Here is a 17378-nt window from a genome sequence, read left to right on the forward strand (position 1 = left end):
GTTCCGGCCGCGGTGCCTTTCGGCGCCGCGGCCGATCGGCGTTCACGGCGGTGTTCGGACATGGCCGACTCGCGCCCTTCTCATGCCCTCCGGAGCTGCCCAGACTTCTTGGCGGGAACACAGGGGGGAGGGCGCTGTGGCCAGGCGTCGACGGGGTACGGCCGCTCGCGGACGGCGGGTGCGGCAGTGGGGGTGGGGCGGCGCGGTGGCGCTGGTCCTGGTGGTGCTGTTCTGGGCGAGCGTGTGGCCCTGTCTCCTGGGCGTGCTGTCGGTCGCCGCCGCCGCGGCGACCGTCTGGCGGCTGTGGCACGTGGACCGGCTGCTCCGGGGCACGGACCGTCTCCGGCGGCAGGAGGAGGCGGTGAAGGCGGGCCGGCGGACCCTCACCGAGGTGGACCTCATGACGGGCACCGAGTTCGAGGAACTGATCGCCGGACTGTGCCGGCGGGACGGGTGCACGGAGGTCCGGCGGGTGGGCGGTGCGGGCGACAACGGCGCCGATGTCCGGGGCCGGCTGCCGGACGGCCGCACGATGGTCGTCCAGTGCAAGCGGTACGCACCGAGCAGAGCGATCCCGAATCGCGAGCTGCGCGATCTGCTGGGCGCCCAGGTGCACTTCCGCGCCGACGTAGCCGTCTTCGTGACGACCTCACGCTTCACCGGGCCCTCCGAGAAGTTCGCGCTGGAGCACGACATCCTCGCCGTGCACCGCGACCTCCTCGGCCTGTGGAACCACGGGGCCACCCTCGTGTCGCTGGGCGAGGTGAACGGCCGGGGCCAGGGGGACGCACGGCATCGGGCCCGCTGGAAGAAGGCGTACGGCGGCTAGGACCCCGTCCCAGAGAGACGCAGGTCACATCCGTGGCTGTCACAATCCGCCGGGTCATTCAGTCGTAGGTGTGTAGCCATCGACCACGGCAGAAGGAGCACACCATGGAAGCCCGACTCGACGTCTTCACCAGCCCGCTGGCCGGCAAGCTGCTGAGGCACTTCGCCTCGGCGGGGAAGGTGGTCACGGACTCGGGACTGCCGACGACGACCCAGGAACTGGTCAAGATCCGCGCGAGCCAGATCAACGGCTGCGGGTTCTGTCTCGACATGCACACCAAGGAGGCCGCAGCCGCGGGCGAGACCGCGCAGCGCCTCCACATGGTCGCCGCGTGGCGTGAGGCCAAGGTCTTCACCGAGGCCGAGCGCGCCGCGCTGGAGCTGACGGAGCAGGGCACCCGCCTCGCCGACGGGACCGGCGTCTCGGACGAGGTCTGGGCGAACGCCGCCAAGCACTACGACGAGGACCAGCTCCTCGCCCTGGTCTCCCTGATCGCCGTCATCAACGCCTTCAACCGGCTGAACGTCATGACCCAGCAGCCGGCCGGCGACTACGTGGTCGGTCAGTTCGGCTGAGCCTGAGGACCGGGTGACCGGCCCGGGGGCTGCAGACCCCGGGCCCGACCTCACAACCTCAGCCGGCCAGCGGGTAGTGACAGGCCACCTGACGGCCGGAGGCGTTCGACGTGAGCCGCGGGCGTTCCACCGCACACAGATCCCGGGCGTACGGGCAGCGTGTGCGGAACGGGCACCCCGTCGGCTTGTCCGCCGGACTGGGCACCTCACCGGTCAGCACGATGCGCTCCCGGGGCGGCCCCTCCTCCGCGAACGTCCCGTCGTCGATGTCCGGCACCGCCGACAACAGGGCCTGCGTGTACGGATGGGCAGGGTCCGAGTACAACGCCTCCGTGCCGGCGAGCTCGACGATCTCACCGAGATACATGACGGCGATCCGGTCCGACACATGACGGACCACACCGAGATCGTGCGCGATGAAGACGTACGTGAGTCCGAACTCCTCCTGGAGATCGGCGAAGAGGTTCAGCACCTGCGCCTGGATCGACACATCCAGCGCGGACACCGGCTCGTCGGCCACGATCAGCTTCGGATTCGTCGCCAAGGCGCGTGCGATACCGATGCGTTGGCGCTGACCGCCGGAGAACTCGTGCGGATAGCGGTCCAGATGGGCCGCCGCCAGTCCTACGACGTCGAAGAGTTCCCGGACCCTGCGGCGGACCGCGGACGCGTCGCCGTACCGGTGCACGAGCAGCGGCTCGGCCACGATGTCCCCGGCGCGACGGCGGGGGTTGAGCGAGGCCTGCGGGTCCTGGAAGACCAGTTGCATGCCCGGCCGTACCGGACGCAGTCGTCGCGCGGACATCGTGGAGATGTCCTGACCGTCGAACTCGACGCGCCCGCCCGTGAGTTCGGTGAGCCGGACCAGACACCGCCCGAGCGTGGACTTGCCGCACCCGGACTCCCCGACGACGCCGAGGGTTTCCCCGCCACGCACCGCCAGGGAGACCCCGTCGACGGCACGCAGCACCTGGCGCCTGCCGCGCACGGGGTAGTGCTTGGTGACGTCCGTGGCACGCAACAGGACCTCGCCGGGGGGTGCCGCCACATCCACTGTCACGATCTCCTGTGCCGTCACGACGCCGCCTCCGTGTTCACGTCTTCGTCGGCCGTCAGCCGCAGTCCCGCACGGTCGTCGCGCGGCAGCCAACAGGCGTCCAGATGACCGGCGTCACCGTTGCCCGCCGACAGCGCGGGCCGCTCCTCGCAGCGGTCGTGCCGCAGCCGGCAACGCGGCGCGAACGCGCACCCCTCCGGAACGCCACCCGGTGCCACCGGCACGCCCGCGATGGTGGGCAGCCGCCGCAGCCGGGGACCGCCCACCCGGGGCACCGAGTCGAGCAGACCCCAGGTGTAGGGGTGTCGCGGACCGTGGAACACCGCCCGCCGCGGGCCCTCCTCGGCCGCCCGGCCGCCGTACAGGACCAGGACCCGGTCGGCGATCTGGGAGACCACGCCCATGTCGTGGGTGATGAGCACCATCGCGGAGCCCCCTGCGTTGAGGTCCCGCATCAGATCGAGAATCTGCGCCTGGACCGTGACGTCCAGTGCCGTCGTCGGCTCGTCGGCGATCAGCAGTGAGGGACTGCAGGAGAGCGCCATCGCGATGACCGCGCGCTGACGCATCCCGCCGGAGAACTCGTGCGGATAGGCGTTCACCCGCGAGGCCGCGTCGGGGATGCCGACGTCCGAGAGCAGCCGGACGGCACGCGCGTGTGCCTCCTTGCGGGAGACCTGTTCGTGCGCCCGGATCGCCTCGGCGATCTGCCAGCCCACGGTGTACACCGGGGTCAGTGCGGTCATCGGGTCCTGGAAGACCATCGCGATCTCCCGGCCGCGCACCGCACGCATCTCCTTCTCGGGCAGGGTGAGCAAGTCACGTCCTCGGAAGAGAACCTCACCCGACACGCTCACGTTCGGGTTGGTGAGCAGCCGCAGCACGGCGAGCATCGACACACTCTTGCCGGAGCCCGACTCGCCCACCACGCCCAGCACTTCGCCGGGGGCCACGGAGAAGGAGAGACTGTCGACGGCCGTGACGAGGCCCTGGCGGGTGCGGAAGCTTACGCGCAGGTCCCGTACGTCCAGCAGCGGTTCAGGCATGGCGGGCCCTCGGATCGAGTCGCGCGTACAGGATGTCCACCAGGGCGTTGGCGAGGACCACGAAGAACGCCGCGTACAGAACCGTGCCCATGATCACGGGCAGGTCCAGGTTCTGCAGGGCGTCGAAGGTGAGCTTGCCGATGCCGGGCAGGCCGAAGACCACCTCGGTCAGGAGCGCGGCCCCGCCGACGAGCGCGCCGAAGTCCAGGCCGAACAGCGACACGATCGGGATCAGCGAGCAGCGCAGGGCGTGCCGGAGCAGGATCCGTCGCTCGGACTGGCCCTTGGCGCGGGCCGTACGGACGTAGTCCTCGTTCAGTGCGGTGACGACCTCGCCGCGCAGCAGCCGGGCGTAGATCCCGGCGTACAGCAGGGCGAGCGTCAGCCAGGGGAAGAGCATGTGCAGCGCCCACTGGCCGGGGTCCTGGCCGAGACCGACGTAGCCGGGCGGGGGCACCCAGGAGAAGAGCGAGTCGTGCAGCTGCTTCTGGGTGAGGAGGTTGACGACCTCGCCGAGCCAGTAGGCCGGGAGCGAAACGCCGACCACGCCCACCAGCATGATCAGCGGGTCGGCGGCACGGCCGCGCAGCGTCGCCGCGGCCGTGCCCATGAGGATGCCGGCCGTCATCCAGATCAGGGCCGCGCCGATGACCAGCGACAGGGTCACGGGGGTGGCCTGGATGATCTGCGGGATGACCCGGGAGCCGCGGTTGACGAACGACTCCAGATCCCGGTCGATCAACAGGTGACGCATCATCAGCAGATAGCGGATCGGCATCGGCCGGTCCAGGCCGAAGGAGTGCCGCACCTGGGCGAGGGTGGCCGGGTCGGCGTTGCGGCCCGCGATGCGTGCCGCCGGGTCGACTCCCGGGGTGGCGAAGAAGATCAGGAACACCAGCACGCTGATCGCGAACATCACCAGCAGGGCCGAGGCGAAGCGTTTGAGGGCGAAGACGAGCATGGTCACACCCCTCCGCGCAGTCGCGCGCTCGGGTCGAGCGCGTCGCGCACCCCGTCGCCGAGGACGTTGAGCGCGGCCGTGGTCAGGGCGATCAGCAGACCGGGCGCGATCGTCACGGCGGGCCGGGTGTAGAGGAGCCCCAGACCGTCCTCGATGATCGTGCCCCAGCTGGCGTCGGGTGGCTGGACGCCGACGGACAGGAAGGACAGCGCCGACTCGGTGAGCATGGCGAGCGCGGTCATCAGCGGGACGAACACGATCGCCGTCGGCACCACGTTCGGCAGCACCTCCCGGCGCAGGATGCGCGGGGTGGGCGCGCCGGAGCCGATGGCCGCCTGGATGTACTCCTTGTTGCGCAGCACCAGCACCTGACCGCGCAACGGCCGTGCGATGTACGGCACATAGATCGCCGCGATGATCGTGACGGGCAGCCAGAGACTTCCCGCGTCGACGGTGACAGGGCCCAGCTCGAGACCGTTGGTGAGCAGCACCACCGACAGACAGATCGCCAGCAGATAGACCGGGAACGCCCAGACGACGTCCAGGACCCGCGAGATGACGGCGTCCACGACCCCGCCCGCGTACCCGGCGACGACCCCCATGGCCGTACCGACGACGCAGGTGAGCAGCGCCGCCGTGAACCCGATGAACAGGCTCGTACGGCCGCCGTACAGCAGCCGGGCCAGCACGTCCCGGCCCTGGTTGTCCGCGCCGAGGAAGTAGTGGGCGGGGTCCCAGGTCGGGCCGATCGGGGTGACGCCGAGGCCGAGGCCGGTGCTGCTCGGGGTGAGCACCGGCACGGTCTTTCCGTCCACGACGGTGGTGCCGGAGACATGGGACTGGAAGGGGTCGGTGTGGGCGATGTGGTCCGCGTAGAGCGGGGCGCACAGGCTCGCCAGCACGATGAGGAGCAGGACCGCGGCGGCGGCCAGCGCCGTCCTGTTGCGCAGCAGGTCGCCGGCGGCGGTCCGCCAGGGGCCCGGCGAGCGCCGGGCACCGGCCGACGGGGACAGGGTCACTTCACCCACAACTGCCCGACCAGCATGTAGAACTGCTTGCTGAACTGGTAATTTCCGACCCGCGTCGACGTGAAGTCGATCAGCTTCGGGTTGATCAGCGGTACCACCGGCGACTGGGCCATGAGCGTCCGGTCCACGGCACCCCACTGCTTGTCGGCGCTCGCCTTGTCGGTCTGCGAGGTCTTCAGCGCCGCCTGCATCTTCGCGTCGACGCCCTTGTCGCAGAACCCGGAGATGTTGATGCTGGAGTCGCTGCCGGGGTGGTAACTCGCGCAGGACAGCAGCACGTTGAGGAAGTCGGAGGCCGCGGGATAGTCCTGGTACCAGGACGTCAGGGCCAACTGCACCTTGTTCTTGGTGTTCTGGATGTAGGTGAACTGGATGTTCCCCGACAGCGGCTTGAGCGTCGCCTTGTATCCGAGCTGGGTGAGCAGGCTCTGCAGGTATTGCCCGATCGATTTGTTGACGTCGTCGTCCTGCGTGACGATGCCGACCTCCTGACCCGCCGTACCGGACTGCTTCACCAGCTCCTTGGCCTTGGTGAGGTCAGCGGCCTTCCAGGTCGCACCGCCGCCCTTGGTGTAGTCGCACGCGTCGACGTGCCCGGGGAAGCCGGGCGGCAGGATCGTGCACGCGGGAGAGGCGAGGTTGGTGCCGCCGTACAGCCGCACCACGGCGGACCGGTCCACGGCCCAGTTGATCGCCTGACGCGCCAACTTGTTGTTGAAGGGAGCCATGTTGACGTTGAGCGTCGCGTACCAGAACGCCGTCAGCGGGTTCACATGCGCCTGCGAGGCGTACTTGGTGCCGATCTCGTTCAGGCGGTCGGCGGGCGGCGCGTCGAACATCCAGTCCGCCTGGCCGTTCTCGACGGCGGTGACCTCGGACTCCACGGTCTGGCCGAAGGTGTAGTCGACGACGTCGGGATAGCCCTCCGGCTCCGCCTGACGCGACCACTCCTTGAAGTGCGGGTTACGGACCAGCTTGAGAGCCCGGTTGGGGTCGTACGACGCCGCCATGTACGGCCCGGTCGACGGCAGCGGCTTGGTCCCGGCGTCCTTCGTCGGCGAGTCCTTCGGTACGACGACCGCGTGCGGGACGGCCAGCTTGTATGCGAACTCCGGATCCGCGGCCGTCAGGTTGATGGTGACCGTGCCGGCCTTGGCGTCACCGATCACGCCCTTGGACAGGGTGCAGGAGGCCGGCGTCTTCAGACAGGCGTCGGCGCCGACGATGCCGTTGTAGAAGGTGCCCGCGGTGGGGCTGGAGACCTTGAAGATGCGCTGGAAGGACGCCACCACGTCGTCGGTGGTCAGGGCCTTGCCGTTGGAGAAGGTGACGCCCTTGCGGAGCGTGAAGGTGTAGGTCTTGCCGCCGTTGGTCACCTTCGGCAGGGCCGTGGCCAGGTCGGGGACGACGGTGAAGGACTCCTGCCCGTTGACCTTTTTGAAGGCGAGCAGCCCGTCGTACATCGACTGGAACAACTGCCAGTACTGGAGCGTGTAGTTCACCTGCGGGTCGAAGCTGCCCGCAGCCGCGTGGGCGACCAGCTTCAGGGTGCCGCCCTTGTGCTGGGCCTGGAAGGCGGAGGAGCCCGAGGAGGAGGCGCCCGGGTCGGAGGAGGAGCCCGAGTCGGAGGACGAAGAACAGGCGGCCGCGGTGAGCGTGAGGGCGACGGTGGCGGCGGCGAGCGCGCCCCGTCCGGCAATACGGGACATGGCTGGGAACTCCCGGGGTCAGTCGGTGGAGTCGAGGAACTCGCCGACGACCCGGAGGTAGAGCTGCTCCTCCTCGACGTGCGGCATGTGGCTCGAATGCTCGAACATGTGCCAGCGCACATCGGGGATGTGGTCGGCGAAGGGGCGGACGGTCTCGGGGGTCGCCTCGTCGAAGCGTCCGGACACCAGCAGGGTCGGCACCTCGATCAGATGCAGCCGGTCGATGACCGACCAGTCCTTGAGGGTGCCGACGACATGGAACTCATTGGGGCCGTTCATCGTGTGGTACACGGTCGGATCGGCCGCGATGTTGTCCCAAGTGGCCTGCACCTCAGGCGGGTTGGGCGTCAGGCGGCACACATGGCGTTCGTTGAAGACCTGTTCGGCCGCCCGGTAGTCGGGGTGGCCCGTGGTCCCGGCCGCCTCGTGGGCGTGCAGGGTGAGCTGGACCTCCTGGGGGAGTTCGGCGCGCAGTTCGGCGGCCGCCTCGAGCCACAACCCCATGGACGCGGGTGAGTTGGCGATGACCAGTCCGCGCAGCCCGGGCGGGCGGCGTACCGCGTGCTCGGCGGCGAGCATGCCGCCCCAGGACTGGCCGAGGATGTGGTAGCCGTCGGCGATCCCCAACTCCTTCAGGAGGTTGTCCAGTTCGTCGAGGAAGAGCTGGACGGTCCAGAAGTCGGCGCCCTTGCCGGGCAGATGGGTGGAGAGCCCGGTGCCGAGCTGGTCGTAGTGGATCACTGGGCGGCCCTGCTCGGAGATGCCCGCGATGCTGAGCGTGTAGTGGTGGCCGGCGCCGGGCCCGCCGTGCAGGACCACCAGGGGTGTCCTGCCCGGTTCGCCCGTGATCCGGTACCAGGTGGAATGGCCGTTGAAGTCGACGGTTCCGGTGTGGTTCGGTTCGGGGATCGCCACGGGGAAGCCTCCCAGGCCGGTCGGAACCAGCCGACCGCTGTCTGAAAATCGTTGGGATGTGACGGATGCATGCGATAGTGAGGGGGTAAAAGGTCAGTCCACAAGACCTTTTAGCGGGGTGAGGGGAAGACGTAACAGCGGGTTCACGTGGCCCGTGCGCGTTAACAGAAACGGCGACTCACAGGAGGACAACTGACATCCGCACCTGAACCCGGTGACGAGTTCTCGCGCGTTCTCGACCGTGTCCTGCTCGGCGGCAGTCCCTCGGGCTCGCTGCGTCCGGTGCGGGTGAACTCGGCGGTCGACGAGGTCGCCGACCGGCTGCTCACCGCGATCGCCGTCGGAGACTTCCTGCCCGGCGAGCGGCTGCCCGCCGAACGCGAGCTCACCGCGCTGCTGCACGTCAGCCGCCCCACCGTGCGCGAAGCGGTCGCACGCCTCCTGGCGTTGGGCGTCATCGAGATCCGCCGGGGCCGCAACGGCGGAGCGTTCGTCCGCGACAGCTGGACCGAGTCCTCGGGCGCCGCGGTCCGCCGCACGCTGCTGCCCCGCTGGGAGGAGTTCGAGCAACTCTTCGACCTGCGCGGGCTGGTGGAGGGCATGGTGGCCGCGACGGCCGCCCGGCGCCGACGCCCCGAGGACCTGGAGCCGATGCGCGAGGCGCTGGAGGCGCACCTCTGTGCGAGTACACCCCGTGAGGAGCAGGCCGCCGACAGCGCGTTCCACCGGGCGATCTGCGCGGCCACCCATAATCCGCAGATCGCCCAGCTCAGCCGGGACCTGCTGACCCGGATCAGTCTGGGCTTCCCGATCGAGCCCTGGGGGAAGGGCGAACGCTCCCACCACGAACAGGCCGGTCACGGGCACAGGGCGCTCTACGAAGCCGTCGCAACCGGCGATCCGGAGCGTGCGGAGGGGACGGCCCGGGAGCATTTCATGATCAGCGCCGAGATGATCCGGGATGTCCTGGCCCGGGTACGGGCGGCCGAGGCTCCCTGACCGGGGCTACACCTCCCGGTGATCGATCCCCAGCAGACTCGCCGCGGCCCCGAAATCGGCGCCGTGGTGCCCCACCGCCAGCGACCAGTGATGCCCCACCCCGGTGGCGCTCCACGCGTCCACCCACTCACCGGGATCCCGGCCGAAGTCGACCCGGCTGGTGGTATTGCCGATCTCCAGCAGCGGACCGGGCACGACCGTGCCCTCGGACGTGATGAACGACAGGCTGCCGTCGGCGTCCTGGCCGAGACCGAGCAGCGTGACCGGCCCCTGCCGGACGTCGAACTCCACGCTGACCCCCCAGCCGCGCTTGCCGTGATAGACACCGAGGCCGCGCAGCAGCGGGTCCCGGGCGCTGAGCGCGAGGTGGGCCGGCCCGTCGTGGCCCATCTCCACCACGCCGTCCTCGAAGTTCAGCGCCTGGATCTCCGTGAAGGAACCCCCGGCACCGACACTCTGCGAGGCCAACTGGGCGAGACTGGTGCGCAGTTCGAACTCACCGGCCGCGGGCACCCCCCGGGCCGTGAGCAGCGAGGCGCCCAGGATCATGCCGGCGCCGAGCCGCTCGTGCGTCTCACCGTCGAGCCCCCGGTGGTAGTACGCGAGGGTGTCGAGGCCGAAGTCCTCCACCAGCCGGTCGAGAGCCACCGACACGGTCGCCCCCCACGCGAAGTCCTCGTCGACCACGCTGTCGTCGACGGTGAAGATCCGCCGGGCGAGCTCCACCCGCTCCCGGGTCTCCGCCTCGGTCACCTTCTCCACCCGGTGCCGCAGATCGTCGAACTCCAGCACCTCGACGTGCGAGCCGAACGTCGCCGACAGCAGGGTCGGATCGGTCTGCACATCGAGCATCCCGGGATACACGTGCCCCATCAGTCCGTGCCGGGCGTGCCGGAGCGCGGCCCGGACGTGCGCGGCCCGCACCCACCGCTCGACGCGCCGCCACGCCGACTCCTGCCGCAGCCAGCCCGACACCGAACGGAAGGGGACGCCGGCCCGGCGGAAGACGTTGCCGACCTCCGGCACGGAGCACTGCGAGCAGTACGCCAGCCAGTCGCCCGTGTCGAAGGAGGCGTGGTCCATCCGCTCGGACGGCTGGAGGTCGACGACCAGCACCGGGGTGTGGGTGCGCTGCGCGATCGGCAGCACCATCGACGAGGTCAGATAGGTCGTCAGGAACAGCACGATCAGATCGCAGTCGGCCCGCCGGAGTTGTTCGGCGGCGGCCGCGCCCTCCTGCGCGTCGGAGACGAACCCGGCGTCCGTCACCTCCGCGTCCAACTGGCCCAGCCGGTCGGCGACATACGCGGCCGACTCCTTCAACTGGGGCAGCAGCCCCGGGAACTGCGGCCAGTAGGTGCCGAGCCCGCCGGAGACCAGCCCGATCCGTGGCCGGCGGCGCGTCACGGGCGGGAGCAACTCGCCCAGCACGGCTTCTCGTGCACCGGCACGCGTCGTGGTGGTATCGGTCGTCGCCATGGTGGGCGCTCCTTCGGGGGTCGGTTCAGGTCTGCGCGACCTTGAGGTCCGCCGGAGCGGTGGCGGCCGGGGACGCGCGGGGAACGAGGACACGGACGATGTACAGACCCGCGAGCGCCGACAGCGCCATGCAGCCGGTGATCACCCAGAGCAGCAGGCTGGGGCTCCGGTCGAGCAGGGCGGGCGTGACGAACGCGACGCCCGCGAACACCCCGCGCGAGACGGCGTAGGTGATCCCCTGCGTGGTGCCCCGGGTGTTGGCGGGCAGCGTCAGCTGCGACCACACCTTGTAGTTGGCCTCGCCCGCGAAGGGATAGGACAGCTGGTAGAGGACGTAGAAGACGAGGAAGCCGACGATGGCGCCCAGGGTGAGCGTGCCGATCGCGAAGGCCGCGATCTGCACGACCGTGGCGACGTAGAACATGCGGTCGCGCCGCGGGCCGTCGGCGATCCGGACGAAGGCGAGCGTCAGCAGCAGGCCGATCGGGAGACAGGCCAGGTTGATGCCGGTGGCCACGCTCTGCGAGGCACCGCTGACGGTGACCAGCAGATACGTCGTGAACTGCCCCATGGTGTTGGCGCCCAGGCCCCAGGTGACGTAGAAGGCGAAGGTCGCGAGCATGGGCACCAGCGCGGCACGGGTCCAGACGTTCTTGAGCGCGACACTCTGCTGCTCGGCCGGCTTCTCCATCGGGACCCGGTCCTGTGCCGGGTCCGGTCCGGTGGCCAGCTCCAGCCGCGAGCGCAGATGCCAGGTGACCAGAGCGGCGACCGCCAGATGGCCGGTGATGAGGCGGGCCCCGAGCATGCCGGTGTCCGACAGGGCGAAGCCGACGAAGACCACGACGATGATGCCCAGCATCCACATGACCTGCGTGAACGCGATGAGCCTGCCTCGGGCGTGATCGGGGGACGCGTCCGAGACCACGGCCAGGGATGTCGGCAGGTCGGCGCCGGCCGCGAGACCCGCGAGGAGGACACCCACCAGAAGGGTGATGTCGTCGGGCGCGAGGGTGATGACGATCGCCCCGAGGGCGTAGCAGAGGATGTCCAGGTTGTAGAGCCGGCGTCGGCCGAACACGTCGGCGAGCCGTCCGCCGACCAGGGAGCCGACAGCGATGCAGATGGTGACGATCGCGCTGATCGCACCGGCCATCCAGACGCCCATGTCGTAGGTGTCGCGGTAGATGGCCAGGTTGACGCCGATGCTGACGATGAGTGCGGCGTCGAGGTAGGACGCCATGCCGGAGAGGGCCGCGACCTTCCACAGGCGCTTCTCGATGGGTGGTTCCGGCTGGTTCGGGGCAGGCGAGGTTCGGGCCATGATGCGGCTCCGTCTGGGGAGAGGGGGTTCCGAGCGGAGGGGGACGTCGCTGTTCTCGGCCGATGTCCAGCGACTATAAGAGCGTAAAAACGTTCCAACAAGACGTCATGCGGCCATCCGTGGAAACCACCTGACGGCCCCGCAGCTCTGGTGGGTGCCGCAGGGGTGTCCTACGGTGAGGCTGATGTAAAACGTTTTTGATCCGTGAGAGTGTCCCGGCCGTAGTCGGAAGGACCTATCCGTGATCTCTCCAGCCCTGCAACAGTTGTTCGACAACCCGCCCCGGGACTTCGGCCCCACCCCGCTGTGGTGGTGGTCGGGCGCGAAGGTCACCCGTGACCGCCTGGCCTGGCAGCTGCGCCGGTTCGCGGACGGCGGCGTCCACAACCTCGTGGTCATCAACCTGGCCCCGGCCGGCCCGACCTTCGGCGCCCGCACCGACGACCCGGTGTGGTTCGGCGAGGAGTGGTGGGACCGCTTCACGGACGCCTGTGAGATCGCCGGGGACCTGGGCATGCGCCTGTGGTTCTACGACCAGATCGGCTTCTCCGGCGCCAACGTGCAGGGCAGCATCACCCGGGAGCACCCCGAGGCGGCAGGCCGCGCACTGCGGTCACGCCTGGCCGTCGTAGCCCACGGCACGGTCGCGCTGCGGGGCGCCGAGACGCTGCTGGGGGCGTACGACAGCGCAGGCGCGCGGCTGCCGGTCACCGGTACCGTGCCCGGCCGGTCCGCCCGGGGCAACCACGAAGGACCGGCACGGCTCGAGGTCGCCGACGGCACCGAGGTGCGCCTGGTCCTCGCCGTCCCCACCGCCTTCGACTACCTGAACCCGGCGTCTGTCGATCTCCTGTTCGACGCCATTCATTGCGAGTACGACCGGCGCGTGCCCGAGTATCTGGGCAACGTCATCGCCGGCAGCTTCCAGGACGAGCTGCCCGCCACCAACTCCTGGACCGGCCGCTTCCCCGAGGAGTTCCGGGCCCGACGCGGCTACGACCTCCTCGACCACATCCCCGCCCTCTTCACGGGCGACGACACCACCCGGGCCCGGAAGATCCGCGCCGACTACTACGCCGTCCGTGCCGAGCTCACCGAAGAGGCGCTGTTCCGTCCCCTCGCCGCCTGGCACGACGAGCGCGGCCTGCTCCTGGGCTGCGACCAGAGCCACCCCGCCCGCTCCGGCTTCCCCGCCCAGTCGACGCAGCTCTACACGGACTACTTCCGCACCCACCGCTGGTACAGCGCCGCCGGCAGCGACCACCACGGCGACGCCAAGGTCCACTCCTCCATGGCCCACCTCTACGGCCACGAGCGCGTCTGGATCGAGTCGTTCCACTCCTCCGGCTGGGGCGGCACCCTGGAGGAGACCTACGACTGGCTGCTGCCGTTCCTGCGCAGCGGCGCCAACCTGTACAACCCGCACGCCAGTTACTTCGGCACCGCGGGCGGCTGGTTCGAGTGGGCGCCGCCGTCCACCGACTGGCGCCAGCCCTACTGGCGGCAGTACCCGGCCTTCTCCCGGGCCGTCGCCCGGATCTGCTCGATCCTGTCCTGGGGCACCTACAGCGCCGACGTGGCGGTCCTGCATCCGACCGCCACCATGCAGGCCCTCATCCCCCTCGACGCCCCCGTCCAGCACTTCGGCGACGGCCGCCCGGTCGGGACCCACGCCGACGTCGACGAGACCCAGCGCCACTACCTGGAGCTGTGCGGCACCAACAACTGGCTCCGGCCCGCCGTCGGCGCCCTCGACCGCCACCGCGTCTCCTTCGACGTCATCGACGACGCCTCCGTCCAGGGCGCCAAGGCCGGTGACGGGGCCCTGCGGATCAGGGACCTGGCGTACACCGCGGTCCTGTTGCCCTCGGCGAGCGTCCTGGAGCACGAGACGGCCCGCCGGCTGGCCGAACTCCTCGACGCCGGGGGACGGGTCGTGGTCGTCGGCCGCCCGCCGACGCAGGCGGCCGGGCTCGCCGGTGACGACTCCGTCGTGGCCGCACTTCTGGATCATCCCCGCCTGGAGCGGGTGACCGACGCCGAGTCCGCAGCGGCCGCGGTCGCCCAAGCCGCGGGATACGCGACGGGCGAGGTGCCACTGCTCGTCAGGCGGCAGGGCGACGCGGCGGTCGCGCTGGTCACGGGGGCGTTCCCCGACGCCCGTACACATCCGCCGAGGGGCCACCACGAGATCGACCCCGCGCGCTACGCCCGCACCTCCTCCGTCACCGTGCGGGCCCCGGTCGCCGAGGCCGAGATCTGGAACCCGGCGACCGGCACACGCCGCCCCGGACGCGTCACCCTCGCCGACGGCGTCTCGACCATCGAGGTACCCCTGGAGGGCGCTCCCGCCGCCCTCGTCGTATGGCGCGAAGGCCCTCCGGCGACGGCCGTGCTCCCGTCGCCCACGGAGCCGTCGGAGACGACCGACCTGTCGACCGGCTGGGAGGGCCGCCTCGCTCCCACCATGGACAACACCTGGGGCGACCTGGCCCTGCCGGCCGGAGCTTCCCTCACGGAACCGCAGATCTGGACCATGCGGTGGACCGAGACCGACGGCTCGTGGGAGCAGGCGCGGGTGACATACGGCAACCGGGTCCGCGTCCTGGCGCCCGTGCCCTCCGCACAGGCTCCGGCTCCCCTGGACCGTGCCGCCGTCGAGCAAGTCCTCTCAGGAAAGCGGGAGTTGGCGACCACCGACTGGTCCGTCTCGCTGTACTCGTCGAGTCGCGGCATTCCGGACCCGTACGGTCTGCTCGGCAACAAGGGCCTGGTGCCGGAGGAGTTCGTGCGGGTGCCGGTACCCGTGGGCGGGACCGTCGCCCGGGTCAGGGCCGTCGTCGAGACCGACCACCGGGGACCCGCCGACCTTCATATCGGCGCCGCGGCGGTCAAACGCGTGTGGTGGAACGGCGGTCGGCTGGACACGGGTGGCGGCTATCTGGCGTCCGCCCGGGTGGAGGTCGAACGGCCCCGCAATGTGCTCGAGTACGAGCTGTCCGACGCCCAGGACCGGCCGCAGACCATCTCGGGCGCCGCCGACACCCCGCTGGGCAGCTACTTCTGTCTGTCCCGCCCGGACGGGTTCGCGCCGCGCCCGCTGTTCATGCGCCTGCCCGACGGCGTACGACCGGACGGCAGCGTGACCTACCGCGGCCGGATCAGCGTCCCTGGGCAGGGTGCGGACGCGGTCCTCGTCGTGGGTGCCGCGGTGGGCGTGACCGTCCTGCTCGACGGAGTCGTCGTGGCGCGGCAGGAGAAGGTGGAGTACTACGAGTCCGACTGGGGCGCGGTGCCGATGTTCTTCCGGCACGAACTGACGCTGAGCGGCGGCGATCACGTCCTCGACGTCGTGGCCGACAGCGTCGACGCGCGGGACGGTGTCTGTGTCGACCTCGTGGCGGACACGACCGCCCTGGTCAGTGGCCCGGGTTGGACGGCCGGGACGGGGGAGTGGAGCGGGCTGACCATCGAACACGCGGGCCGGTGGGGGGAGTTGCAGCACTGTGGCGCGGCGGTACGGCCGCACCCGCTGCCCGACGCCGGGTGGCTCGCCGGTGCTCCGGTGCTCGGGTCCGCCGTACTGCCGTTGCGGTCCACCGACGACCTCCGGGAGGTCGAGCAGCGCTTCCGGTTCGTTGCACCGGCGGGGACCGTGTCGCTCGACCTGCCACTGAAGCTTCCCGCACGGGTGAGGATCAGCGGAGGCCCCGAACTTCCCTTCACTGGCGATACATTGACGCTCGATCAACCTCTCGACCTGGCAGCCGAGTTCGAAGTCGTCACCGCCCCGACGGCCGTGCTGCGCGGTGGCTCCGCCTGGCGGGGACCGGTGCGGGTGCGCACGGTACCGGCACCCATGCCGCTGGGGGAGTGGGGTGAGCTGGGGCTGGGCGGTTGGAGCGGAGGCGTGACCTATGCGCGGACGCTGGAGGTGCCGGCCGGGCCGGACCCGGTGCTGGATCTGGGGAGGGTGCGCGGCAGCGTCGCGGTGTGCGTCGACGGTGAGCTCGTCGGCGAGGCGTTCTGCGCGCCGTACCGCTTCGCACTGTGCGGGACCGCCGGGCGTACCGTCCGCCTCGAAGTGACCGTCCACAACACCCTGGCGCCGTATCTCGCCGAAGCCACGCCGACCGCCTGGGCCTTCCCCTCTCAGCTCCCCTCGGGCCTGCTGGGGCCGGTGACGCTAGAACGGCGCGTCTGAGGACGCCCGAGTGGAGTCCCGTAGGACCAGTCCCGGCGCGAACACCCGTGCCTCGTGGGCGTGCTCCGCGCGGGCCTCCACCTCGTCCAGAAGCATCTCCACGGCCGCCCGGCCGAGCTCCTCGACCGGCTGGCGGACCGTCGTCAGGGTGGTGCCCACGAAGCTGGCGATGTCCAGGTCGCCGTAGCCGACCACCTGGACGTCCTCCGGGACCTTCACCCCGCGCTCGCCCAGTGCCCGGCACAGCCCCGCCGCGAGGAAGTCGTTGGTGCAGAACACCCCGTCGGGCAACTCGTCCAGGCCGTGGGCTATTTCGCTGCCGTACGCCACCGTCATCTCCTCGGCGACGACCTGGCCGAGGCGGGCCTCGCGCCGGGTGCGCACGGCCTGCCGGGCGCCCTGGTAGCGGTCGGCGCACTGACGGATCGTGCGCTCGCCGTTCACGACGAGGACGTCGCGTGCCCCGCGGTCCAGGAGGTGCTGCACGGCGATGCGGCCGCCGGCGATGTCGTCGACGGAGACCGAACAGCCCTCCTCGGCGGGCATCGCACGGTCCGCCAGCACCAGCGGGATACCGCGCTCGCGCAGCCGCGACAGGCGGGTCGGGTCGGCGCTGAGCGGCACCACCACCGCGCCGACCGCCCGCTGTTCGATGAGCATGGTGAAGTAGCCCTGCTCCCGCTCCGGCGCGTCCCCGCTGTCGCACAGGACGAGGGAGTAGCCGTGTTCGTAGGCCGCGTCCGCGGCGCCGCGCGCGATGCGCGAGTAGAAGGAGTTGGCCACGTCCGGCAGTACCAGGCCGATCGACGAGGAATGCCCGGTGCGCAGCCCGGCGGCTCCCGGGTGGGGAACGTAGTCGAGGGCGGCGACCGCGTCGCGGACCCGCTCGGCGGTGCGTGCGTTGACCCGCTCGGGCCGGTTCAGGACGTTCGACACCGTGGAGACCGAGACTCCGGCGGCGGCCGCGACGTCCTGGATACGGGCGGGGCGAACCGAAATGGCGTCCACCCCCTCGCTGTTCCCCATGGGCGACGCAAGTCTACCCCGGTCGCGGATAAAACGTTTTCCGCACCGGGGGCCGGCTGGGTCGGCATCGAAAAACCGGCGAACCTGCACACCGTGAGCTCTTTGGTGGGGGAGTGTCCGCCTTCGGAACGGCACAGCGATGGAGGGTCGGTCACTGCGGCAGCAAATTCTGTGAAGGAACCGGCGGATTGGGTGACCGTGTTGCGACGTCGGTGAAGCCGCGAAC

General features: G+C 70.4%; 13 protein-coding genes. 4 read left to right on the top strand and 9 right to left on the bottom strand.

Annotation, left to right across the window (positions count from 1 at the left end):
* Positions 1-136: 136 nt before the first annotated feature.
* On the top strand, positions 137-829 hold the full coding sequence (locus tag OG841_RS41400; RefSeq protein ID WP_371569519.1) for a restriction endonuclease: 693 nt from the start codon (positions 137-139) through the stop codon (positions 827-829).
* A 104-nt stretch (positions 830-933) separates the two neighbouring features.
* Positions 934-1404, top strand: coding sequence for a carboxymuconolactone decarboxylase family protein (locus tag OG841_RS41405; RefSeq protein WP_371569522.1), 471 nt, complete (start codon positions 934-936; stop codon positions 1402-1404).
* 58 nt (positions 1405-1462) lie between these two features.
* On the opposite strand, the gene OG841_RS41410 is transcribed toward OG841_RS41405, so the two are convergent.
* The 6 genes from OG841_RS41410 to OG841_RS41435 are packed head-to-tail and all read right to left on the bottom strand — an operon-like array spanning position 1463 to position 8120.
* Positions 1463-2482 (bottom strand): ABC transporter ATP-binding protein, encoded by a 1020-nt coding sequence (locus OG841_RS41410; RefSeq protein ID WP_371569524.1) that lies wholly within the window; start codon positions 2480-2482, stop codon positions 1463-1465.
* Positions 2479-3507 carry an ABC transporter ATP-binding protein gene (locus tag OG841_RS41415; protein WP_371569528.1) on the bottom strand — a complete coding sequence of 343 codons (1029 nt, stop codon included), beginning with the start codon at positions 3505-3507 and terminating at the stop codon, positions 2479-2481. Before OG841_RS41415 ends, OG841_RS41410 begins: the two co-directional genes overlap by 4 nt.
* On the bottom strand, positions 3500-4468 hold the full coding sequence (locus tag OG841_RS41420) for an ABC transporter permease (protein WP_371569531.1): 969 nt from the start codon (positions 4466-4468) through the stop codon (positions 3500-3502). The genes OG841_RS41415 and OG841_RS41420 overlap by 8 nt, the downstream gene beginning before the upstream one ends.
* Before the next feature lie 2 nt (positions 4469-4470).
* Positions 4471-5487 (bottom strand): ABC transporter permease, encoded by a 1017-nt coding sequence (locus OG841_RS41425; protein WP_371569534.1) that lies wholly within the window; start codon positions 5485-5487, stop codon positions 4471-4473.
* Positions 5484-7205 (bottom strand): ABC transporter substrate-binding protein, encoded by a 1722-nt coding sequence (locus tag OG841_RS41430; RefSeq protein ID WP_371569537.1) that lies wholly within the window; start codon positions 7203-7205, stop codon positions 5484-5486. The genes OG841_RS41425 and OG841_RS41430 overlap by 4 nt, the downstream gene beginning before the upstream one ends.
* A gap of 18 nt (positions 7206-7223) precedes the next feature.
* Positions 7224-8120 (bottom strand): proline iminopeptidase-family hydrolase, encoded by an 897-nt coding sequence (locus tag OG841_RS41435; RefSeq protein WP_328636671.1) that lies wholly within the window; start codon positions 8118-8120, stop codon positions 7224-7226.
* A 282-nt stretch (positions 8121-8402) separates the two neighbouring features.
* Between OG841_RS41435 and OG841_RS41440 the strand changes: the two genes are divergently transcribed.
* A complete protein-coding gene (locus tag OG841_RS41440) occupies positions 8403-9119 on the top strand; it encodes a FadR/GntR family transcriptional regulator (protein ID WP_328636670.1) in 717 nt (238 codons plus the stop codon).
* A 6-nt stretch (positions 9120-9125) separates the two neighbouring features.
* Here the strand turns inward: OG841_RS41440 and OG841_RS41445 are convergent, their stop codons facing one another.
* Together OG841_RS41445 and OG841_RS41450 are read right to left on the bottom strand one after the other, a co-directional pair.
* A complete protein-coding gene (locus tag OG841_RS41445) occupies positions 9126-10598 on the bottom strand; it encodes an L-fucose/L-arabinose isomerase family protein (RefSeq protein ID WP_328636669.1) in 1473 nt (490 codons plus the stop codon).
* Between the two features lie 25 nt (positions 10599-10623).
* Positions 10624-11922, bottom strand: coding sequence for an MFS transporter (locus OG841_RS41450; protein WP_328636668.1), 1299 nt, complete (start codon positions 11920-11922; stop codon positions 10624-10626).
* A gap of 241 nt (positions 11923-12163) precedes the next feature.
* On the opposite strand from OG841_RS41450, the gene OG841_RS41455 reads away from it, so the two are divergent.
* A complete protein-coding gene (locus OG841_RS41455; protein WP_371569542.1) occupies positions 12164-16126 on the top strand; it encodes a glycosyl hydrolase in 3963 nt (1320 codons plus the stop codon).
* Here OG841_RS41455 and OG841_RS41460 read toward each other — a convergent pair.
* On the bottom strand, positions 16109-17134 hold the full coding sequence (locus OG841_RS41460; RefSeq protein WP_365117154.1) for a LacI family DNA-binding transcriptional regulator: 1026 nt from the start codon (positions 17132-17134) through the stop codon (positions 16109-16111). The genes OG841_RS41455 and OG841_RS41460 overlap by 18 nt on opposite strands.
* Between the last annotated feature and the right edge of the window lie 244 nt (positions 17135-17378).

This window comes from Streptomyces canus (genome assembly GCF_041435015.1).
GTDB lineage: Bacteria > Actinomycetota > Actinomycetes > Streptomycetales > Streptomycetaceae > Streptomyces > Streptomyces canus_G.